This is a genomic window from Paenibacillus silvae, assembly GCF_014639235.1.
Taxonomy (GTDB): domain Bacteria; phylum Bacillota; class Bacilli; order Paenibacillales; family Paenibacillaceae; genus Paenibacillus; species Paenibacillus silvae.
Map to the genome: position 1 here is coordinate 769396 of NZ_BMFU01000001.1, position 23862 is coordinate 793257.

15 protein-coding genes are annotated in these 23862 nt (G+C 52.2%); 1 reads left to right on the plus strand and 14 read right to left on the minus strand.

The window, feature by feature from the left end:
- Positions 1-845 precede the first annotated feature (845 nt).
- The 5 genes from IEW26_RS03490 to IEW26_RS03510 all read right to left on the minus strand — a co-directional run bounded on the left by IEW26_RS03490 (position 846) and on the right by IEW26_RS03510 (position 15255).
- Complete coding sequence (locus IEW26_RS03490) at positions 846-4265, minus strand: SbcC/MukB-like Walker B domain-containing protein (protein ID WP_188591252.1); 3420 nt, start codon at positions 4263-4265, stop codon at positions 846-848.
- Positions 4262-5446 carry an exonuclease SbcCD subunit D gene (locus tag IEW26_RS03495; RefSeq protein WP_188591253.1) on the minus strand — a complete coding sequence of 395 codons (1185 nt, stop codon included), beginning with the start codon at positions 5444-5446 and terminating at the stop codon, positions 4262-4264. Before IEW26_RS03495 ends, IEW26_RS03490 begins: the two co-directional genes overlap by 4 nt.
- 236 nt (positions 5447-5682) lie before the next feature.
- Positions 5683-10164 carry a helicase-exonuclease AddAB subunit AddA gene (gene addA, locus IEW26_RS03500; protein ID WP_188591254.1) on the minus strand — a complete coding sequence of 1494 codons (4482 nt, stop codon included), beginning with the start codon at positions 10162-10164 and terminating at the stop codon, positions 5683-5685.
- A complete protein-coding gene (addB, locus tag IEW26_RS03505) occupies positions 10161-13664 on the minus strand; it encodes a helicase-exonuclease AddAB subunit AddB (RefSeq protein ID WP_188591255.1) in 3504 nt (1167 codons plus the stop codon). The genes addA and addB overlap by 4 nt, the downstream gene beginning before the upstream one ends.
- A 214-nt stretch (positions 13665-13878) precedes the next feature.
- A complete protein-coding gene (locus IEW26_RS03510; RefSeq protein ID WP_188591256.1) occupies positions 13879-15255 on the minus strand; it encodes a class I SAM-dependent rRNA methyltransferase in 1377 nt (458 codons plus the stop codon).
- A gap of 381 nt (positions 15256-15636) precedes the next feature.
- On the opposite strand from IEW26_RS03510, the gene IEW26_RS03515 reads away from it, so the two are divergent.
- Positions 15637-16638, plus strand: a complete 1002-nt coding sequence (locus IEW26_RS03515; RefSeq protein WP_188591257.1) for a Na/Pi cotransporter family protein — start codon at positions 15637-15639, stop codon at positions 16636-16638.
- A gap of 80 nt (positions 16639-16718) precedes the next feature.
- On the opposite strand, the gene IEW26_RS03520 is transcribed toward IEW26_RS03515, so the two are convergent.
- The 9 genes from IEW26_RS03520 to dnaJ form a co-directional block, all read right to left on the minus strand.
- A complete protein-coding gene (locus tag IEW26_RS03520) occupies positions 16719-17153 on the minus strand; it encodes an NUDIX hydrolase (protein ID WP_188591258.1) in 435 nt (144 codons plus the stop codon).
- Between the two features lie 105 nt (positions 17154-17258).
- Positions 17259-18605: a tRNA (N(6)-L-threonylcarbamoyladenosine(37)-C(2))-methylthiotransferase MtaB gene (gene mtaB / locus IEW26_RS03525; protein ID WP_145404126.1), complete on the minus strand. Its 1347-nt coding sequence runs from the start codon at positions 18603-18605 to the stop codon at positions 17259-17261.
- Positions 18606-18607: 2 nt separating this feature from the next.
- Positions 18608-19372 (minus strand): RsmE family RNA methyltransferase, encoded by a 765-nt coding sequence (locus IEW26_RS03530; RefSeq protein WP_188591669.1) that lies wholly within the window; start codon positions 19370-19372, stop codon positions 18608-18610.
- A 136-nt stretch (positions 19373-19508) separates the two neighbouring features.
- Complete coding sequence (locus IEW26_RS03535) at positions 19509-20192, minus strand: site-2 protease family protein (protein WP_111273439.1); 684 nt, start codon at positions 20190-20192, stop codon at positions 19509-19511.
- 3 nt (positions 20193-20195) lie between these two features.
- Positions 20196-21161 (minus strand): 50S ribosomal protein L11 methyltransferase, encoded by a 966-nt coding sequence (gene prmA / locus IEW26_RS03540; protein ID WP_145404127.1) that lies wholly within the window; start codon positions 21159-21161, stop codon positions 20196-20198.
- A gap of 187 nt (positions 21162-21348) precedes the next feature.
- Entirely contained in the window at positions 21349-21741 is a 393-nt protein-coding gene (locus IEW26_RS03545) for a hypothetical protein (RefSeq protein ID WP_145404128.1), read from the minus strand.
- The gene (locus IEW26_RS03550; RefSeq protein ID WP_111273442.1) at positions 21738-21914 is read right to left on the minus strand and encodes a YfhD family protein; all 177 of its coding nucleotides are present in this window, start codon (positions 21912-21914) and stop codon (positions 21738-21740) included. The genes IEW26_RS03545 and IEW26_RS03550 overlap by 4 nt, the downstream gene beginning before the upstream one ends.
- 90 nt (positions 21915-22004) lie before the next feature.
- Entirely contained in the window at positions 22005-22373 is a 369-nt protein-coding gene (locus IEW26_RS03555) for a hypothetical protein (RefSeq protein WP_111273443.1), read from the minus strand.
- 279 nt (positions 22374-22652) lie between these two features.
- Positions 22653-23771, minus strand: coding sequence for a molecular chaperone DnaJ (dnaJ, locus tag IEW26_RS03560; protein ID WP_111273444.1), 1119 nt, complete (start codon positions 23769-23771; stop codon positions 22653-22655).
- Positions 23772-23862: the final 91 nt, after the last annotated feature.

The window sequence follows — 23862 nt, forward strand, 5'->3', positions numbered from 1 at the left end:
GGCGAATTGACACTGCTTCACAGGATTTGAAGCAAGCTGTATCCCCTAAGGTGCATCAAGTGACTTAATTAAGTAAGCATTATTATAAAGCAATTAAGGGAGCATTAAATAATGTAATCAAGGAGGAACTATATAAGTTGAACTAAAGAATGTACACAATTCACTCCAATATACTCATCAATCCAGGCACATTAGTCCAACATCGTCCATAGCTCATGGCAAGTGACAAGTGGCAAGCAAGTGCAAGTCTGCCACCTTTTACTGCGAACGCTAACGATCAGGAGAAGCCTTATTTCGGCATATTTGGGCTTTGGAAAATTTTAACGATCCCCAGAGACGCTATTGTGCTGAAACCAGCTTGATCAGGCTCCTTTTTCAGGATTTCGAATGAAATAAGCTTCCTGGAGATCGTTAGAATTCAAATGTCCCCGATTCAGGGAAAATAAGCTCTATGGGGATCGTTAGCCTTCCCTCTTCGACTTAAACAGCCTGCCAAGGCTGGTATTCTTACCCCAGTACAACGCTCTTTGACGATCATGAACCGTTAATAGATATAATGTCGTTTCTTTAGTTCAACTTATATAATTAACACGATCCGTAAAAAATTGCATAAAAAAAGAAGCCCCTCGTGAGCGGGCTTCGGTAGAAGTCCGGCTGCTCGGACATCCATACAGGAAAGGAAGCATTCCTGAACAGATGTCCGACGGGGGGCTTAAAGCAAGTTTGTCGGCTTAACTGTAGTATAACAGCAGGTTGAACCTGTATCTGTGATGAAACTCACTTTTTGCTGCATGTCAGTAAAAAAGAAACTATTTTACAAATTGACAAGTTAAAGGAATGCCCGTCTATAAACTTTCCAATACCACTCGAGAGCCTGCACCCGCGTCTCCAGCCGGAATGACGACCAGTTTACGCGGCAAGCGTGCACGAAGCTCGGGAACGTGACTGATAATGCCCACGGCCAGCCGATCGTCATGCAGTTTCTCCAATGAGGTAATGACTGTATCAAGCAGCTCCGGGTCCAAGGTGCCGAAACCTTCATCCAGGAAGAAAAATTGCAGCGGGTATTGTCCACGCAGCTGGATCTGTGCTGAAAGCGCTAATGCCAGCGACAGGGAGGTTAAGAAGGTCTCTCCTCCAGACAATGTGGACACCGGACGTTTGACTCCGCCATTGGCATCGTCACAGATCACAAAGCCGCCGCCGGAATCCACCTCCAGCGAATACCTCTGCTTGGTCAGGAAGCGAAGACGCTGGGAAGCCGCATGGCTGACCTGCATCAGCTGCTCCTCGGCGATGTACTCTACAAATGCGTTGCCCCGGAAAGCTGATTGCAGCTTGCTTAACAGCTCCCCTTGATGGCTGACCTCCAGCCGTCTCGTCTCCAGCTCTGTCCAGCGCACATGCCGCTGCTGCACATCCTCCAGGTCACGCTCGGCACGAGCCTTCGCCTGCAGGGCAGTTTCATCATCCATTCTGGCCTGCTTCAAACGCTCTGTGCATGATGTCCACTGTTCCTCGGTAACTACCGCGCCATCCAGCTTCTGCTCCAATTCACGCAGGCGGGAAGCCAGTTCCCGCTCGCGTTCTCGATGAAGCTGGATTTCCTTTTTCAACCGTTCCGCATCCTCGGCTGGCATAGCCGCCTGTGTAACGGCCGTATCCGTCTCAAACGGGGACTGTTCCAGCAGTCGCTGCCAGCGTTCCTGCGCCAGTTCAAGCTGCTCCAACGCTGAAACAGCCGCCTGCTGAGCCATAACATCCCGCTTCACCGAATCCTGCTTCAATGCGTCAGCTTGCTTGAAGCGCTGTTCGGACATTGTTGCGATTCTGCGCAGCTCGTCCAGACGCGCCTGTGTCGCACGAATCAGATCTTCTACGCGTTGTTCACCGACCCACTGGCGCAAACGTTCTTCTTTCTCGGCAAGCAGCTTTCTGCTGCCTTGCCATTCGGTCTGCCACTGGATCAGCTGCTTGTCCAATTCTGTCAGCTTCTGCTGCAATGACTGGACAAGCTGCTCCTTCTCTTCAAGGAACGTCACGCTTTTGGCCAGACGTTCCTTGATGTCTTCTGCGCGTGCATCGCGCTCCTGCATCGCTTGATAGAGGCCTGCGGCCTCCGCTTGGGCGATGTCAGGCAGCTCTGTGGCCCAGCGGCTCTGCAATGCAGCCGCAGCGGCTTCGCTCTCGGCCAGCTTGCGCTCCGCCTGGGCGAGCCCGGCACGGCCGGCCTCTTGCGCTGCTGCCGCTTCCATGCGGCGCTGCTGCGCGCCCGCTGCCGCCTGCAGCAGCGCGGCGGCTTCGCCTTGCAGTGGCGCTGCTGCGGCAGCCAGCGCCTGCGCGGCCTCGCGCAGCGCAGCGGCACGCGCCGCCCAGCCCGCCGGAGATCGCCCATCTTCGGGCGATCCGGGGGGCTCGGGCTGAGCTGCCGCAGGCGCGGCCTCGGCTGCGGCCGTGGCATCGCCGGCCGCGGCGCCAAGCTGCGTCAGCAGGCTGCGGCGTTCGTGCAGCTGCTGGCGCAGCCCGAAGCGCAGCTCCTGCAGCTCCGCGTGCAGGCTGCGCAGCAGTTCCAGGTCCGCATCGTCTGCGTGCGGACCTTCTCCCGGCGGCGCAGCCGGGAGCGGGTGGTGTGCGGAGCCGCACACCGGGCACGGCTCGCCATCGCGCAGCTCGGCGCGCAGGGCGGTGGACAGCCGGTGCAGCTCCTGCTCACGCATCGTACCGCGCAGCTGCTCCTCCGCCCGGGCCAGCAAACTCTGTTCGCGGCTGATATCCTGCTCACAGGCAAGCAGGGCCTCAACCCCCGCTGACGCCTGTTCCACCAATTGCTGCCGCTGCTCGGTCAGGCGTCTTTCCTCCGCGGCCGCTGCTTCCAGCTTGTCGGCCCCCTGCTGTGCCGACTGCTGATATGCCTGCATGTCTGCTCTATGCTGCTTTACCTGTTCCGCCGCCGTATCCATGCGATGCTTCAGCTCAAGCGCGGCTTGCAGCTGCCTGCGTTCCTCGGACTTCACTTCGTTCGGCTTCAGGCTCTCCTGCAGCTCTTCACGCCGTTTACGTCCGCGCAGCTGCAGCTCACGCTCCTTATCCAGCTGCTGCCCGAGTGTGGTCTGTTCAGCCTGCCCTTTCTCGATCAGCTGTGCAAGCCGGGAACAATCAGCCTGCAGACTGTCGCGCTCCCGCTGCAGCTCCTTGGCCTGCTCAAGCTGGTCCAGACGCAGCAGCAGCTTGGGCTCCTCTGCGGTTAACTGCTTCCTTGCTTCCTCAGCCTGTTCAGCTTCCTGCACCGCCAAACGTTCATGCTCTTCGGCCTGTTGCCGTGCAGCTTCTGCTTCCAGCTGCCGCTGCTTCCGCGCCGATTCCGCATCACGTACCGTTTGAAGGGCGGGCAGCATCACTTCGGCTGCTCCCGAAAGCTTCAGACGGGCTTCATCCGACTCAACCTGCGCTGCCTTGGATTGCAGCACCTGCTGTTCCTGCATTCGTGCTTGCTTCTCCTGACTCAGCTCTCGGATTCGGCCTAATTGCTCCGCCTCCTTTGCTGCCATATCCAGCGCTTTCCGAGAGGTATCGGCATGTTGAACCGCTGCCTGAAGCAGCCGTTTCGTTTCTTCAAGCGTTTCTTTGCTCGCATTGCCCAGTCCCTGCTGCTCCGCAGCGATAGCCTGATGAGCCATGTCATTATCCTTGACCCTGCGACTTAATTTGATCGCAAGCTGATCACCATACTTTTCCAGATGGAATAAACGCTGCAGCATCTGCCGCCGCTCACTGCCCTTGAGCGAAAGAAATTCAGCAAACTTTCCTTGCGGCAAAACAACCGCTCTGGTGAAATCGTCCATTTTCAGACCGATCACATCTTCCACACACCGGTTCACTTCCGCCAGCTTGTCGGCAAGCACCTGATCCTCACCATCAATCGTCTCAATGAACTTGCTGACCGTATTGCTGACAGACACCTCGTTGTTCCGCTTGAAGCGCCGTTCTACCCGGAATCTTCGTGCCCCCTCTGCCGAAGCAAGCTCAAACGTAAAAGCAACCGAAAGCGAATCCTCGGCATGATTCATAATGCCCTGAGTCCCGTTTACAGCCCGTTCTACCTTGCCATACATCGCAAGTGTAATTGCATCAAGCAGAGACGATTTTCCGCTGCCCGTTGGCCCGAAAATACCAAAGAGCCCTGTCTCCGTCAGTACAGTAAAATCAATCTCCTGCATCTCCCGATAGCTTTGCAGCCCTGCAACTTTCAGTAAAATCGGCTTCACCGGCCTTCGACCTCCTCGCGCACACCTGGCTCGTCTTCATCCACCAGCTCGAGGAAAAGCTGCACCAGACTGTCTTCCGGCTGTGCTCCTCCCGTCTGACGCTGATAAAACTTGCGAAAAAGCTCATGTACAGGCAGCTGTGAACGCTGTTCCATCAGCCCTGCGGCCTCCATCTCGGGATATACCGGACGAATGTGGATGATGCCCTCATGAGCTTTCCGCAGCTGCTGAATTTCCTTGAGTGACATCGCATCCTCCAGCCAAACCTCCATATCAATGTAAGCCTTGGAATCCCGTCCCTCATCCAGCCAGCGGTATACCTCTGCCAGCCCTCCACGCGCCTTCCAGCGAACAAGTGGATTGCCACAGGTCAGAAGCACCTCCTCCACCTGCGCCTCACCGCCCGGTGTGAGATCCACCATCGTAATTGACTTGCTCTGCCCCGCTTCCGAGAAGCTGTAGGCCAGCGGAGAACCACTGTATCGAATGACACCTTCGCCTTTGACCGCCTGTGCCCGATGCAGATGTCCCAGCGCAGTATACTGGGCACCAATCGCCAGGGAGGAAGGGTCCACGGTATACGCACCGCCAACCTGAATCGGACGTTCCGAATCACTTTCTACACCGCCAAGCACATAAATGTGACTCATAGCCAGATTCACCGTATCCGGTTGAAACGAAGCAGCTAAACGCTGCATCAGCATACCTACCCTGCGGCTGTAGGCTTGCCGAAGCACATTTTCATCGCCATCCGTTGCCAACAGCTCGTTTAATCTCGCTTCCGACGGATAGGGCAGAGCCGCAATATGCGCAGTTTCCCCGGTTCGCCCGGCATGAATAGTTACAGCTTCCGATACGGGCGTACCTACCAGCGTAATCCCCTGTCTATTCACAAGCGGAGTGACTGAAGCTACCCGCTCCGGCTGATCATGATTACCAGCAATAACGACCAAAGGTCTGCCATTCTCTGTCAGACGCGCAGCTGCTTCATAAAACAGCTGCTCCGCCGAAGCAGGCGGATTCACCGAATCATATACATCTCCAGCCATCAATATGGCATCTGCCTGCTGCTCATCCGCCAGTTTAACGAGTTCATCGACGAAGTCCTCCTGTTCACGAAGCCTGCTTCGCCCTTCCAGCGTTTTTCCCAGATGCCAGTCCCCTGTATGCAAGATTCGCATGGTCCGTTCCACCTCTTTCCCCTACATCATCTATCATTTCCATCATAAATCCAGCGTTTTCTACCATCATTAATCTATCGTTTTGCACCATCTTAATCTATCATTTTCCATCATTCGGAAAAAGCGAATTCAGAAACATCCGGGAATAACAGCGATTTTCCATGTTATTTACTTAAATCGAAACGCTCGGTTTCATCGTGCAAATCTCTTTCGTGCAGATTATATAACAAAAGCTTTTACAACTTGACCGCATGACCGCCATCGAAAAAATAAAGCCACATATGATCAACCTTACGGCCCAATATATCCTGAATCGCCCGTGCGTAGAGCTGCAGCTGGAAGCGATAGTTTTCGACTAGCGGCTCCAGTCCTCCGCGATGCTCCAGCACCCGATCTGTTTTGTAATCCAGCAAAACAAGCTCGCCGTTCACTTCATATAGACAGTCTATAATACCTCTGACGAGCACGGTTTCGTTCTCAAGCACTGCCTGGACGTGGCTACTCTCAACAGACAGCTCCTGCTCCTCGCTCTGACGCGGTTCACGAAGCCACTCCTGCGGAGATTGATGTGCCGGAAGCCCATACGTAAATGGAATCTCTCTTCTGACCCATGCTGCTTGGAGCAGTTCCCTGCCTGGTTCAGTATCAAAAAAGGACGTCAGCTCGCTTCGGTCTATCGCCTCCACTTGATAAGGAAGCAAAATCTGAAGAGCGACGAGACGTGCAATCGTCTGTTCAACAACCTCTGTATCCACAACGTTCACTTCTACAGGGAGATGCTGCATCAGCGTATGATACACGGTTCCCCGTTCCGTACCCGTCAGCTGTCTCTCCCCCATGAACTTGGGACGGCGCAAATGCAACTTGAATGAACGTTTCGTCTCCGACATATTCTGGCCTGTTGCACCTGCTGTATCCTGCTGTTCCAGTATTGCTTCAATCGGTTGTGTTTTTATTGCCTCTCTCTGTTGTTTCTTTATCTCTTCAATCGGCGGTTCCTGTATCTCTTCTATTGGATGTTCCTGCATTTCTTCTGTCTGAAATTCCTGCATGTCTTCTATTTGAAACTCCTGCATTTCTTCTATTTGAAACTCCTGCATTTCTTCTAAAAGGGCATACGAAGCATACTCCTGAACAGAGGACTGGCTCTTGATCTCCGTTACCGACGTGCTTGCCGCCACTTGAGAAGCTGATTCATACGGATAAGTCCAGGAAAGCCGACGATCAACCTCACGCAGCAGGGCATGTTGGTCATGATCAGGCTGTCCCTGTTCATGCGCCTGATTCTCATCCGGAACCAGATCATGCAAGTTCATCTCGTCAACGTGCATGTGAATACCTCTGTTTGGAGCTGCTTCTCCTAGTCTGACTGGCTGCATCCGTTCCAGAGCTGCCTTGCGCTCTCTACGCAATTCGTTTAGTCCATCTTCATCGTCTTCGCTCTGTACATGATCTGTATTCAAATTACGTGACACCTGATCTGCAGCAGCAATCCGGATGCTCCAGCGTGATTCATCACTCGCAAGGCAAGCTGAATAAGCATCGCGATCCCCTGCAAGCTCACGCAGCACAGCAGCATCAGGGTGCCTGATCAATGCGGGGCCAATCCAGTCCAGATAGCTTCGCCCAGCAGCAAGCAAATAGTCCGGCAGAGCCAGCTCCGGGCTATCTTTCACCTGAGACCAGGCCTGTGCCTTTTTAGCTGCATCCTTCACCGTACCAACCAGAATCATCTTTTCCTTTGGCCGGGTTAACGCCACGTATAATACACGCATCTCTTCTGCAAGCAGTTCAAACTGAGCACGCCGTCTTATGGCCAGATTGGCTAATGTCGGATACGCGACCCGGTTGCTGCGATCCACAAATCTCGGACCGAACCCCAGCTCCTTGTGCATTAGAAATGGTGCGTGCAGGTCCTGCTGATTAAACATTTTGGAGATGCCGCCGACAAAAACAATCGGGAACTCCAAACCTTTGCTTCGGTGGATCGTCATAATCCGTACGACATTATCCTGCTCACCCGAGCCACTTGCCGCAGTCCCGAGATCTCCACCATTTTCACGTAATCGGGAGACATACGTCAGGAACCGGAACAGCCCGCGATTCGCAGTAGCCTCTTCATATTGACGTGCACGGTCATACAGAGCCTTCAGGTTACTTTGACGCTGCTGACCGCCAGGAAGTCCGCCAACCCAGTCCAGATAGCCCGTTTCCCGATAAATGCGCCAAATCAGCTCACTCAGACTGCCCTGTCTTGCCTCCAGTCTCCACTGCTCCAGCTGACGCATGAACCGAATGAGCTTCTGCTGCAGCGCCGAATAAACCTCTTCGTGCCCCTGGAAAACTGCCTCACCCTGTTCAGCAATGTGAGCATGCTCTTCTACGTTCTCTTTTGCTTCAACTTGCAATTCAGCTGTAACCGCTGATTCCCGCTGTGCCTGTTCCAGCTCTGACCAGGCTTCCGGCCACTGCATCTGAATCACGTTATCCACTTTTAAGCCTTGTTCCGGTATGAAACGCTGACCAGGCACGCTCATTTCGGATTTCCAAGGTCCTGCAGCTGATACAACGGCATCATAGAACGACTGTCTTTTATCACCCAGACGGATCTGGGCAAGCTCCTCCTCATCCAGACCAACCATCGGAGACCTTAACACAGAGGCTAAAGGGATGTCCTGTCTTGGATTATCTACAAGCTGCAGCAGGGACAACATGACCTCTACTTCCGTAGCTTGAAAATATCCTTTACTCTGCTCTCCTCCAGCGGGGATGCCCTGTTGTCTGAACTCCTCAATCATCAGCGGGGCCCACATTAGCGTCGAACGCAGCAAAATAACAATGTCTCCATAACGTGCCGGACGCATCGTTTGCAAAGCCTTGTCATATACGCTGAGAGCAGGCTTGTCTGTTTCTCCGACCATCTCCCGGATGCGATTGGCAATTGCCCTTGCTTCCAGCTGGGCTGTTTCAAGCTCAGCACTTTCCAATTCTGCCGAAGTCGCCAGATCCGAACCCTCTTCTGTACTATCCGCCAGATCCGGCCCGCTGCCTTGGCGATCAATCAGCATAAGCTCTGGAGTATAGGCTTCCCCTCCAAGCGTCTCTGGCGGAAATGACGCACCATAAGCCAGCTGTGCCCGTTCATCATAGCTAATCTCCGCGACCCCTTCGTTCATAAGCTGTCTGAAGATGACGTTGACGGAATGTACAACTTCAGCACGGCTGCGGAAATTTCGGGCGAGATCAATTCGTTTTCCCGTTCCTGTCTCCTCACGCGTACTGCTATCTCCATGATCCTCTGCATGTCCAGGGGCATTCGCGCTGTAGCTGCGATACTTGTTCATGAAAAGGCCTGGTTCAGCCAAGCGAAAACGATAAATACTCTGCTTCACATCACCAACCATAAATCGGTTGCCTGGATTCTCTCTGGAGATCAGACTGACGATATCCTCCTGAACCGTATTGGTATCCTGATACTCGTCGAGCAGCACTTCGTCAAAGCGTGCACGATACTCCATCGCTGCATCGGAAGGCATTGAATGTTCAGGCGTGGAATCCTCATGCCGCAAAATATGCAAACAATAGTGCTCGAGGTCATTAAAATCAACCTGCGCACGTTCCTGCTTCGCCTGACGGTAACGCTCGCCAAAAGTGCTGACCAGCCTGGAGAGCTCCTGCATAAGCGGTGCAGCCTGCTCCAGCTCCTGCCAAAAGGTGAAGGCACTCCGGCCAAAAAGAGAACCTTTCAGATCGGTAACTGCCTTTTTGGCCGTTTCCCGCAGCTCCTTTACCTGCTCCTGCAGCCCGGGATCTGTCTGATCCTTTTTACATGGCTTCAACTTGCCAAATGCAGCTGGCTGGAATACCTCGGGCAGCCTTTCCCACGGCATAACTTCCACAGCGGATAAAAGCTCTTCCACCATAGCCAGATCCGCTGTGAGCGTCTCTGCATAAGGAGCTGGACCCTCAGGCTGTAATGAGATCTGAATCCCTTGACGCAGCAATCCTGCCGCTCCGCTCAAGGCAAGAGCCGCATCACGCAGAATGCTCTGTACCCATGCCGATTGCCCAAGGGCTTCAACACTTTCCACCTGAAAGGCTTCCGCCATCTGCATCAGCCAGTGATCCGGCCATGAATGGCTTCGCGAGAAATCATACAAACGCTGCACCAGCCGATGCATCGCATCGTCGTTTCGTTCCCCGCTGAACCAGTCCACCAGTTCGCGGAATGTGCTTCCCTCCTGCTCTTCGCCGTACTTTTCCTCAAACAGCTCCTCCAGCAGTTCCTGTCGAAGCATTTCAGCCTCATTTTCATTCAGGATGCGAAAAGCCGGATTCAGCGGAATCTGCTGATAGTACCTGCGAATGACCTCCATACAGAAGGAATGCAGTGTTGTAATGGAGGCCCGTCCGAGCAATGATAGCTGCCTGCGCAGATGTTCTTCCTCGGGCTGCTCTTCGAGTGCACGCTCCAGCGCTTCCCGAATACGCTGCTTCATCTCCGCGGCCGCCGCCTTCGTAAACGTAGCTACAAGCAAGCGATCCACACTGAATCCTTGGGAAGGGTCTGCGATTTTGCGAATAATCCGTTCAACCAGAACAGCCGTTTTACCCGATCCCGCAGCAGCCGCGACCAGAATATCTTCCCCATGCTCAGCAATGGCGCTCCATTGATCATCGCTCCAGAAGCTGCCTTCCGGTTTTGGCATATTCATCATGACGTTTCCCCTTCCCTGCTGTGAGACAGCATATCCCAGATTTGCTGTTTGCCCGGTTTGGACAGCAATTTATAATCATTTCCTTCAATATTTTCATCAAACTGACAGACCGGTTTATAAGGACAGAAGGTGCATGCCACCTCCTGCTGTATACGATACGGCTCAATGGCTGTATCTCCATCCGTAATCCGGGTTCCGATCTCGCGAATATTGCCGCGAACAGCAGCAAGCAAGGTGTCCCACTGTTCCGGCGTCGCTACAGCAGCACTGCTGTAGAAGCTTCCATCTGCCTTGAGTGCCACCGGAATAATCGCGGAGTGCCCTTTGTCCAGTGTACGGTCCATCTGTGCCACAGCATCGCGGTCTGCCAACAGCAGGCCTTTCATTTTAAAGCGTTTCAGCAGCTCCTGCTCTGCCTGCTCCGAGGTCATACCGTTTGCGGATTGCAGCAACGGATTATGCACATGGAAATACAATGTGCCTCCAGGCATCGCCGTTTCCCCCAACCACTCCTCGGCAGCACTGAGCAGCACCTCCAGATAGGTGAGCATTTGCAAGGACAAGCCATAATACACCTCATGAAGCTTGAGATCCGTCTGACTGGATTTGTAGTCGATTACCCGCAACAGCAGACCATTCTCGCCTTCGGCCACATCTACACGGTCAATACGACCCACGATCTCCAGCACACAGCCATTCTCCAGCTCGAAACGAAGCGGCGGCAAAGGTTTGCCCGGCCCAAAATCAAGTTCCAGCCCAATCGGTTCAAAACTGCCTCGTCTGGACTGCTCTCCCAGAATGACGGATGCACGGCTGACAATGTCTTTTAATTTGCGGAAAATATACCCGTAACGCTTCGTGCTCAGCAAAATTTCGCCCTGCAGCTGCGGAGCGATCTGTTCCACCGTCTGCTCGGCCTCCTGACGGCACTGTTCAGGTGTGAGGCTGCCCCAGCTGCGATTCTCCTCACGCAGACGCATCGCCAGCTGACTTAATGCCGCATGGAACAGCTGACCGATATCCGGAGCCTGCAGCCGATATAATTGCCTTTCTCGAAGCTTCAGGCCATGTGATGCAAAGTGGGAGAAAGGACAGGTCACAAATCGTTCCATACGCGAAACACTTGTCCGAACCTCTGTACCGTACAGTCTTCGGCTCGTTGAGGTTTGCAGCTGTAATGCACGATTGCGGTAAAAGATCGAGCCCAGCAGCCTTTCCAGCTGAGCACGGCTCTTCTCCCGCGATACATGCCAATTGTAAACGGCCCACCACAGCTCGGGAATCTCTTCGCCTCGGCGCCATCTGCGAAGCTGACCAATGAGCATCGAAAGACTTTGCTCCGAATGAACAGCGTAGGAGAGGTGAACAGCCTCTGAATCCAGAACGGGCGGCTGGGCAAGTAGTGGCTGCTCCTGCAATGCAAACATTTTGCGTACATGGCGCACAATCTCGGAAGGCAGCAGAGATTTGCCTTCATCATCTGCTACAGGATAGCTGAGCCATAACTGCTTGCTGGCTGCTGTCAGCGCCGTATAGATGAGAAAGCGCTCATCCAGCATAAGTCTCGTTGCACCAGGTCCTAGACCCACGCCTCTCTCTGTCAGCAGCAATCTCTCGTGCTCCGTTAACACCCCGCCATCCTGAGGGATCGCGGGCAACTCGCCATCTACTGCTCCAAGAATAAATACGTATTTGATATCCCGCAGACGTGTACGGTCCATCGAACCAAACAGCACTTGATCCAGTGCAGGCGGAACCAGCCCCAGCTTGAGCTCGGTCAATCCGGTTTCCATCATGCCCGCGAATAAATGCACGTCCAAACGTTCATCACCCATCATATCTACCATCTGGTCCAGCAGATCGAGTACAGCCCCCCACATCTGACGATGCTCTCTGGAACGCTCCGGATCACCCTGTGCTTTGGCCTGAGCAGACATCTGATCCAGCTTGTGTGCAATGTCAGCATCCTCCAGCAGCTGGAATAACGCCTCACATTGAGCGGCAGCCGTTTTGGCTTTTTTCATTCGTTTCTCAAACATGCCGAGAGAAGATATAATGACGGTCCGACATCTCTCCATCAGTGACAATACAGCATCACGTCCCCGGCTTCTTGCTTCCTGAGCATGATCCTCCAGGGACAAGCTCGGCACGTACTTCCATGGCTTGTCGTCCGTCCAGCGATATCCATGGATGCCGCAGGCGAGCACATAGTTTTCGAGCTGGTCCATATCTTCACGGGTAACAGAACCATCCAGCGGAAGCAGCAGATCGGTTTTGACACAGCGAAAAACGTCCTCGTACCGCCAGTTGCGGCGAACCACATCCAGTGCTGCACGAATAAATTCAGCTAAAGGATGATGGAGTTCACTTCGTCTCCGGTCCAGAAAGACGGGGACATCGTAATCCCTGAATAGTGGCTCGGCAATATCGGCATACGTCTCCATACTGCGAACCAGCACCGCCATATCCCTATACCTCGCTCCATGCTCCTGGGCCAGACGCCGCATCTCACGCAGAGCTCCCTCCAGCTCGGCACGCCGGTTCTCGGCAGCGATCAATCGTATGCCTGCATCCTCACCATGACTCCGCCAGCGAACACGCCGGTCAAAGCCAGCCTCCAGATGTGCAAGTCCCGGCCGATCCTTAAACCTAGGCAATACTTCAGCATGGAGTACGGTCGTATCACTCGCCACACCCAGATGCTCAGCCATGCCTTTAAGGCGCACATAAGCGCTTGCTGTTGGATAAAAAAGCTCCAGCTCCCCTGGTAACACACCTTGCTCGTAAGCCCGATCCAGCGTTAAGGAGATTGTGACAGACGAGGCCTGAAGAATGAGCTGACCAATCACACTCAGCTCCTGTGGCGTAAATCCATGAAAGCCATCAATCCACACCTCGGCTCCTTGCAGCCAGCTGCTTTCCGGCAACCGACCTGTCAGTTCATTCAATGTGTCCTCATCATCAATATATAAATCTGTTAATTCCTTCTCGTAGTCATGATAGATCAGACTCAGATCATGCAGCTTGTCCTCCAAGATAGGTGATGCAGACGCAATTCCCCACTCCGTGAGCCCTTCTTCCAGCGCTGATGCATGAACCTCGTAACGCTTGAATTCGCTATATAGATTCGTCAGTTCTCCAATAAACCCGAGCTGGCTGCCCGAGGCAGCAAACAGCTTGAGTTCTTCTTTTCGACGTTGTATGACTTTATATAAAAGCATCTTTTTGCCCTCGGCTCCAATGGGAATACGGGCAGATCCGCCAGCTTCCTGCATAACGCGATAAGCAAGACGCCGGAAGCCCAACACTTCAGCTCGCATCGTGCCTTTAATGGCTCCTGAGGACAATAGGGCCTGCTCTGTCCGAAATGAGCTCTGCTCCGGAACGAGCAAAATCAGCGGTTTGCCTTGCGGCTCCTGTTGAAGCAGTGTTGTAATTTCCCGGGTTATCAGTGTGCTTTTGCCACTGCCTGCCCGGCCAATAACAAAACGTACGGACATGTGTCATCCTCCAAACTGCACGTTCAAGATTTTAATTTCCAGTATACCATACCTTGTTCGCTTCGGAACATACGTTTGCCATGATCCACCATAAACGGCGCTCATCTACGAGAATGGCAAAAAGCCCTCAGCGATATCCACTGTGGACTTATAACCTGGATGTTACTTTATTTGCCCCTGTTGTTTACAAGCTTGATGTAAAAAAGGAAGTCTGTTAATTCTTTTTGCTGCGCACTTCAAAAATAGCGAATTTCAGGTAATGGCCTTCATCTACCCCCAGAATTTGCGGGTGATCCTTGCCGGCAGCTTTCCAGTCGATCAGACGCAGCACTTTACCTGCATCTTCAGCCGCATCTGCAATCGTTTCGAGGAACAGATCAGGACGCATGTGGTAGGAGCAGCTCGCGGTCACCAGATATCCACCCTCGTTGACAAGTTTCATGCCCTGCAGGTTAATGTCCTTGTACCCGCGACAAGCCCCTTTGACTGCTGATTTTGTTTTGGCAAATGCAGGAGGATCAAGGATGACCACATCGAACGTTTTACCTGCACTGGATAACGCCTTGGACGTGTCCACCTTTTGCTCCGCGGCCCGTGCCCGTGCATTGCGCTCATCCAGCCCTTTGACCTGCTCACGCAAATACTGGAAGGCATCCGCTACTACAAACTCAACCCGATCGGTGAAACCATTCAGATCCACATTGGTTCGTGCACTTTCGATGGCATGCTCGGAAATATCGAGACAGGTTACTTTCTTCGCTCCATATTTGCAGGCGTTCAGCGTAAAGCTGCCGGTATGCGAGAAACATTCCAGCACAGTCGCACCATCCCAGTACGGGAACGTAACCACTTTGCCGCTCTTGTTTACAGGCAGCATCTGCTCGGTTCCTTCATGCTCAATCTGCTGCATGGTAATGCCGCTTTTGTATCCCCAGCCTTTCATCAACGGTTCAATAGCCGCACGATTCTCACGCTGGTCGAAGAAATAACCTGTTTTCTGCCCTTCTACGATGTCTACTTTGATGAGCAGCCCATTCTCAGTCACGGTTACATGGCGCGGACAATCTCCGTAGAGAGGACCTTTGACCTGCTCCAGACCCTCAAGCTCACGAATGGACACATCGCTGCGTTCATAAATACCTTCCGGCTGCATGACTTCAATGAGTGCTTGCACGATGGCTTCACGACAGCGGTCCATACCCAGTGTCAGGATCTGCACAACGAGAATGCTGCCAAAGCGATCCACGATCAAGCCGGGCAGAAAATCGGCTTCTCCATAAACGAGACGATAGGCTTCACCATCTTGTATGAAGCGTTCCCGGTGACGCAAACAATCGCGGAAACGAGCAGCAAAAAAAGCCGTGTCCATCTGTTCGAATTCCAAAGGCTGATAAGAAACGACACGGACAGTAATTTGAGAAGTCGGGTTGTAGTATCCCGTCGCCAGGTAGCGGCCTTGATGGTTGAGAATATTTACAACATCCCCCGGCTCCGGGCTGCCGTCAACGGATGCAATTTCATTTTTAAAAACCCAGGGATGCGCATGTTCCAGCCGTTTTTTGCGGCTGCGTTCCAGTGTTACCGATGGCAAGATTGATCCACTTCTTTCGTAAGTTAGTTTAAAAGATAGGTTTGGGCGGCAACGTGACCGCTTCGGGAACGAATCGATCCTCTGATCGCAGTTATCCCCAGATTTTTTCGATTCCCTTTCTTCAAAGGGAAAATCCGGTGATAAAGGCGACCGCTTCGCTTCTTTGGATTCGATTTCGTCCCCTCCGCTACGTTTGCCGAATCACCATATCTTTTGAATTGGGGGCTGGCAATTTGAAAAGACCACTCCCGAGATGAATTTATCCACCGTGCTCACGATTGCCGTCAGCTTGTTTCATGTTCCCTCTCTACCTGTCATGCTTGTCTCCACTTTCTCATAGGATAAGTGATAAGCAATTGGGACGGGAGGAGTGATGTTATCATGTTCAGGGATATAATTTTGCCATTGTTATATGGGCTTATTATTTTTTTTGGCGGTATGAAGCTGATGGAGACAGCGCTGCAGCGCATGGCTGGGCCGATGCTGGCAGGCTGGTTGAATCGGGCCACCTCTGCCCCGTGGAAGGGCATGGCCTTCAGCGCCGGAGCAACGGCGCTGCTGCAAAGCAGCACCGCTGTGACCGTGCTAACCATTGGACTGGCTAACGCACGTTTAATCTCGTATGGCCGTACACTCGGCATTATCCTCGGAACCAACATCGGCACGTGTCTGACCACAGAGCTTGTCGGTCTCCAGCTCGGACGGGCTGCCCTGCCGCTGCTGCTGGTCTCGCTTACCGGCTGGGCTCTATTTGTGATCCTTGCCGAACGCAATCAGCTCGCTCCTGAACGTATTCGTCATACGTTGGCGAATATCCAGTTCAGCTTTTTGGCAGCAGCCGGCTTTGCCCTTGTTATGACAGGCATCCAGGTCATGCAGTCCATAGCTGTTCCTTTGCGCAGCATGGGGGTATTCCAGTGGTTTCTGGATCGTTCGGCGGACAGCCTGTGGTGGGGCTTCCTCGCCGGTGCGTGCCTGACCGCGCTAATTCACAGCAGTGCCGCGGTCATCAGCATGGCGATTACGCTGGCAGCCACAGGGGTATTGCCTGTGGAGATCGGCATCGCCATTGTGATCGGGTCCAACGTGGGGACCTGCATCACCGCTGTTATTGCAGCCGCGGGCGGGGCTCCCGCAGGCAAATTTGTAGCAGCCTCCCATGTTGTACTCAACATTGCGGGAGCGCTGCTGTTTATGCCGCTGATCGGCCAGCTGCACGCAGCTTCGGCGTGGCTGTCAGCGGACAACGGGGCACAGATTGCGCATGCCCAGACCCTTTTTAACATCATCAGCTCATTGCTGGCTTTACCGTTCTGCTACCTGCCCATCTGGCACAAAAAAACACCTGTCCACACCCCGTCGACCAAGACACCTGTTGTTTAAATCTTCCAGTATTCCAGCATTGCCTCATGACCCACAGGAAGCCTCGTTTGCTCCATGTGACATATCGTCAAGTCGAACGTTTATACGTAAATGCCCAGCTTGCTCAAGCCCGTACGCAAAATTTCGTCATTGTTATCATATCCGTCCTGCTGCTGTTTGGACCAGGCCTCTGCGGGAGTATACCAGTCTACACCTTTGATCTCTTCAATCTGAGGCTGCAGGTCGCCGCCTTCCGCCTCCACAAGATAATAGTGCACTTCCTTGTCCACTGGTCCAAACTCCGCGTGCTGATACGTATAAGCGATAATATCGATCGGCTCCACAATGCGGCCTACCATGCCCGTCTCTTCCAGAATTTCGCGAAGTGCGGTCTGCTCGATCGTTTCTCCGGCTTCCATTTTGCCCTTGGCCAGTGTCATTTTGCCATAACGATCCATGATGAGCTGAATTTGAAGCTGACCGTCTTCTCCTGTTCTGTACACCACGCCGCCTGCTGAAATTTCTTTTTTGTTCATGCTGTTCTCCCCCGTCCACTTTCATTTCTGTTCTTGGCAAAGAAGGACCTCATCTCCCCGGGTATTCTCCCCAAGGAAATGAAATCCTTGTTCATGACGCCGTGATTACATCGCGGCAGACTTCAAATTCTCATCAAGCACACGAACCAGTGTACCCTGGCTTTCATTGGCTCCGGCTTCGGTCAGCTTCACTCGGCACACTTTACCAACCATATCAGGCGTTCCATCGAACACCAGCTGGATGTAGTTGTCGCTGTAACCATGCAGCTTGCCGCTGCCTTCGCGGCCCTTCGCTTCGCCTTCAGGGATAACCTCCAGCACTTGTCCAACAAATTTCTGAGCATACTCCAGCTGCATTTGCTCGGACAGCTCAATCAGCTCATGCACACGTGCATTTTTAACATCCTCATCCACCTGATCCTCCATGCGTGCTGCTGGAGTACCTGTCCGTTTGGAATAAGGGAACACGTGCATTTCGGAGAAGCCGATTTTGCGCATCAGCTCATATCCGTTACGATACATCTCATCCGTTTCACCCGGGAAACCAACAATAACGTCCGTTGTAATCGCTACATCCGGCATCGCCTCACGAATACGCAGCATTTTGTTATAGAACTCTTCAGTTGTATATTTGCGGCGCATACGTTTCAATACCGTGTCATCTCCCGCTTGCAGCGGAATGTGGAAATGACGAACCAGCTTGTCCGAACGTTTGATCACATCCAGCATTCGATCATCAATCTGGCTCGCTTCAATTGAACTGATACGAATGCGCTCCAGTCCTTCCACTTTATCCAGATCCCACAGCAGATCGGTCAGATCATAGTTTTCCATGTCATCTCCGTACCCGCCTGTGTGAATGCCTGTCAGAACAATCTCTTTGTAACCCGCCTGTACAAGCTGATGCGCCTGTTGAATGATGCTGTTTGCTTCACGACTGCGGGACAGACCGCGGGACCAAGGAATAATGCAGAACGTGCAGAAGTTGTTGCAGCCATCCTGAATTTTCAGGAACGCACGTGTACGATCGGCAAAATCCGGCACATCCATCTCTTCAAACACACGGGTTTTCATAATGTTACGCACCGCATTCACAGGCTGACGGGATTCCTGAATTTCTTTGACATATGGCAAAATTTTATCCCGATCCTGCGTTCCGATCACGAGGTCTACGCCCGGAATGTCCAGAATCTCCGCAGGTGATGTCTGCGCATAGCATCCCGTTACCGCTACAATCGCATCCGGATTGCGCCGGATGGCACGACGAATAATTTGACGGCTCTTTTTGTCACCTGTATTCGTTACGGTACACGTATTAATCAAATAGACATCTGCTGTCTGCTCATCGAAGTCTACCTGATCGTAGCCTTCATTTTTGAACAGCTGCCAGATCGCCTCTGTATCATAAAAGTTAACTTTGCAGCCCAAAGTGTAAAACGCCACGGATGGCATAATTACATTCCCCCCATTTCTCCGGATTCATATAAAATACAAGTTAATGCCGCCATACCCGCCGTCTCGGCCCGCAAAATACGCTTGCCCAGTCCAACGGATACCGCACCTGCTTCATCAGCCTGAGCCGTTTCCTTCTCGGAAAAGCCGCCCTCAGGTCCTACGACTACGAGCACCTTTGCTCCTGCATCAGGAGCAAGTTCAGCAATAAACGGCTGGAGTGCATCTCTCAGCTGTTTGCCATTTTCTTTTTCATAACAATAACATACCAGATCATAGTCCCTAAAAGAAGATAACAGCCCTTTCCAGGAAAGCGGCTGCTCAACGGTTGGAATGCGGTTGCGATGACTTTGCTCGGCAGCTTCCTTGGCAATCTTCCGCCACCGCTCCATTCGTTTGCCTTCTTTTTTGGCGTCATACTGCACAATCGTACGTTCCGATAAAAAAGGCACAAACGATACGGCCCCGATCTCGGTACATCTCTGAATGACCGTTTCCATCTTGTCGCCTTTAGGCAGACTCTGTGCAACGGTTACGTCTAATCGTGCTTCATGATCCATAACAAGCGGCTCGATAATCGCAGCCTTCACTTCACTAGCATCAATGCTTTCTATAGCCACTAACGCTTCTCTGGAGTTTCCGTCGCTGACAATCAGCTTGTCTCCAGGCTTGCCGCGCATGACTTTGCCGATATGACGGGCATCATCTCCCGTAATGATCACTGCATGTTCACTGAACTGCTCTGCAGATACAAAATATCGCTGCATATGTCTGTCCACCCATTCTTTCCTGTTATGACTGGCATTCTCCCCGCCGGACGGCAGGCGAGAATCCAATCGCCACAGATGATCATACAACTTTTATGTGCTTCTGACCAGCGTTCTGGCCCAAATAACAGCTCGCTTATTTAAGGTATAATTCAATAATCAGACCGACGACATCTCTGTACATATCGGTTGCGAACAGATACAGCGGCTGAATCGTGACGGCCTGCAGCGGTGGAATGACCAGAATCAACAGAAAGACAAAGATCGACCATTGCTCTACGCCCTGCAGCTTGCGGCTGATGGATGGGGGCAGCACATCCTCAAGAATGCGATAACCATCCAGCGGCGGCAGTGGAATCAGGTTAAACATAAACAGGAAAAAGTTGGTTATGCTGAACATGGGCAGGAAGATCATCAGCGCAGTAGCCACTCGCTCATTTTCAATGCTCCCCAGTACACCCGATCCAAACAGCATACCATAGATAATGGCACCGATAATTGCCAGCAGCAGGTTACTGAGCGGACCTACGGCAGATACGATGGTTCCCATTAATCTTGGCTTCTCGAAATTGGCACGGTTCACTGGAACCGGACGAGCCCATCCAAATCCTGCAATCACCAGCAGCAATACACCTAGCAGATCAAAATGCACAACCGGATTCAGCGTAACCCTTCCGAGCAGCTTCGCCGTTGGATCACCGAATTTGTTGGCAAAGTAGGCGTGTGCAAATTCGTGAACGGTAAATGCGATCAGAATAGTGACAAGAAAGAAGGGCAGCTGATCAAGGGGAAGACGGATAAAACGCTCCAAGAACTCCATAGACTACCTCTTTCTGGCTTCAAACGCCAGCCAGTCCTCTTCACGCTCGATGGCACGAACTTCAAATCCGGCAGCCACAAGTGCATCATGCACGACCTGTTCTTTGTTTTTCCATATGCCTGAGACGATATAAATACCGCCAGACTCCAGCGCGTTATATACATCATCCACAAACAGCAGAATGATCTCGGCCAGAATGTTGGCAACGATAATTTTCACAGGCAGCTTCACGCCCAGAGCCGGGTCCTGACTTCCAAGAACAGATAACAGATCGCTTTCTTTGACCGTAATCTGCTGCTGCATGTTGTTCAGCTCCACGTTTTCCATGGCGCTTGTAACTGCAACCGGATCAAGGTCAAGGGCCAGTACATGTTTTGCTCCCAAATGCACCGCACCAATGGCGAGAATGCCGGAACCCGTGCCTACGTCAATGATCTCTTCGCCGCCTTGGATCACGTTCTCCAGTGTGCGCAGACAGAGAGTTGTCGTTGGATGTGTTCCCGTACCAAAGGCCATCCCCGGGTCAAGCTCGATAATTTTCTCATCCGCGCTCTCGGGTGTATAATCCTCCCAAGTCGGCTTGATCGTCAGACGGTCCGAAATACGGACAGGCTTGAAATACTGCTTCCAGGCTGTAGCCCAGTCATTTTCGTCCACTGTACGCGTCTCGTAACGAATCTCTCCGGCATTAATACCGAAATCGGATAATTCCTCTATTCTCGGGTTCACCTCGGCTTTCAAGGCATCCATATCCGTACCTTCGGAAAAATATCCTTTGATGACCGCGAAGCCTTCGGGGATATCATTAAGCGGAACATCATATAACTCGCCATACGTTGTATCCCGCTTTTTATTTAAAGTACCGGATTCTTCAATCGATACTCCTCCAGCACCCGCTTCATGCAAAAAATTCGAGATCATCTCCACAGCTTCTTCTGTGGTATGTATTGTTAGTTCATGCCATAACATACGTGGTTTTGCCTCCTCAATGATTAAAAACGTGGTTTCGCCTGCTTAAATTAAACATCCCAACTATTGTACTACACAAGCAAGCCAGAGCACAAAGCATAGTCATAAAAGCAAATAAAACAGGATACCCCGCAGTTTGACTGCTTGAATATCCTGTCCTTTCGTACGTGCGTGCTTTTTCGCAAAATTAATAGAACCGTCCGCCGTTCTGTGTAATCATCTCTGCAGCCTGCGGCAGAGAATCCTGAGATACGGACACTGTAAGCAAAATGCTTTGCGTCACGCCTCCAGACACAGTCTTTGCCGAATCATCATACACCTGACCTCCGGACAAAATTTCGGTCTCATCACTGATGAGGGAAAGTACATTCAGTTCGCCGCTAAAGCCGCCAACGACAGCTGTAGGGGAGCGGTCATCTCCGGAAACGGCACGCGAGTCTGATTGAACTGCCCCCCTGCCAATACTCTCGATCCGCAGCTGGTTAGGGTGAAGCAGTTCCAGGGCTCTGCGTGCAGATTCTGCCTCCGTCCAGCTTGTGAAGACAGCTTCAAGTGTGACCGCGGAGCGATCCTCCGTCATTCCAATTCCCGTCCTTGACGGCGATCCGCCGCCTCGCTGCGACGCAATGCTTCCAAATCCTCGTGATCCGCCGCTTCTGCGCTAAATTCTACATCTTCATTTTTAGCCGATTGCATACGTTTCATCTTTTCGGTTTTGGTCAATATTTTGCCCGGGCGTTCATGTTCTGCCATGTTCATGCTCCTCCTTCTTGAATCACGTTTTCAGTTTTTTCTGTCCTCTTCGTGGCTGGGTAAATGATCCGTTCGACCTGCTGCTCGAAATCAGATCATTCCGCCAGCTTGTTCGATAATGGACATTGCACGATGGTGTACCGATTCATCCACTACGACCGTCAATAAAATATCTCTTCCGGTAGGCCCGCCTTGCCCACCATCACTCATGCCGCTTGCAGCAGGGTCTGCAGCAGCCATAATACCTGAGCTGGCATGCGTGTTTAATGTATCCGGCACCCAGGAGGAATAGCTGCCTGAGACTCCCGGTTTATAGGAGGCTCCACTTGGGCCGACACCCGCATAACGACTGAAACGATTAATCGCTAAATCCTCCACTCGTAACGCCTCCAATTTTTTGGCTGCACCTTCTGCCTGCTCCGGGCTGTGGAAATACGCCAAAATATTTTTCTCCGTCATTTGCCACCCGCTCCTTCCGTTTCTCATCCTGCATTCGGTGTATCCCTTAGCCTATCGTTCCCGCAAAATTATCCTTCCGCAACCGGGCCCAGAATATACCGAATGGTGCGACTTCTATATAAGTTGAACTAAAGATTTTACACCATCCACTCCGATGACAGAACAACCTTCCAATCGCTGTTATTCAACTTGTATAGTTTCGCTTGCACAATTTTTTGTAAAAGCACAGCAAAAAGGACATCTCCTTAACGAAGATGCCCTTACATTTCACTTTATATATCAGTCGCCACGAAAGGCACGTTTCACTCGATCAAAGAAAGATTGCTCATGTTCATGCGTCTGCTCGCCATCCAAAGCCGCAAATTGACGAAGCAACTCCTTCTGCTCATCACTCAGCTTGCTCGGGGTAACGACAACCACTTTTACATGCTGGTCCCCTTGTCCCATACCGCGCAGGCGCGGTACTCCTTTGCCTTTGAGACGGAAATACGTTCCGGTTTGCGTTCCCGCAGGAATCTTCAGCTTCACTTTTTCGGTAAGTGTCGGGATTTCAATCTCATCTCCCAATGCTGCCTGCGCAAACGTCAATGGAACTTCGCAGTAAATGTCATCGCCTTCGCGTTCAAAGAAGTCATGAGACTTCACACGAATCACGATGTACAAGTCTCCTGCAGGGCCGCCACGCAGACCGCCCTCTCCCTCACCTGTCATACGCAGCTGTGCACCGTCATCAACCCCCGCTGGAATGCGGACATGAATTTTACGCTGCTTGCGAACTTTACCACTGCCACTGCATGTCGTACATTTTTCTTTAATAATTTGTCCTGTACCGCTGCAGTTGGAACAAGCACGACGGTTCACCATACGGCCAAACGGCGTATTTTGAACCACTTCCTGTTGACCGCTACCGTGGCAGACTGAACATGTTTCCGGCTTCGTTCCAGGCTTCGCTCCGGAACCATGACAGGTATCACAGCTCTCCGTGCGCGGAATAGTAATATCCGTCTCTTTGCCAAATACAGCTTCCTTGAACTCAATGGTCATCGTATACTGCAGGTCATTCCCGCGCTGCGGAGCATTCGGGTCACGACGTCCACCGCCACCGCCAAAGAACATATCAAAGATGTCGCCAAATCCACCGCCACCAAAGTCTCCACCACCGAATCCACCCTGATTCGGATCAATGTGACCATATTGGTCGTACTGAGCACGCTTCTGGCTGTCACTTACGACATCGTAAGCCTCTTTCACTTCTTTAAATTTGGCTTCCGCATCTGCGGCCTTGTTTACGTCAGGGTGATACTGACGGGCCAGCTTGCGGTAGGCCTTTTTGATCTCCTCGTCGCTCGCATTTTTGCTAACGCCGAGCACCTCATAATAATCACGTTTTTCAGCCACTCTTCCACCCCCATAACATTCACCTTATCGCACATCGTGACAAAAGGAAAGTCAAAGCACGGGAGCCCCGGCTATGACTTTCCCTTTAATC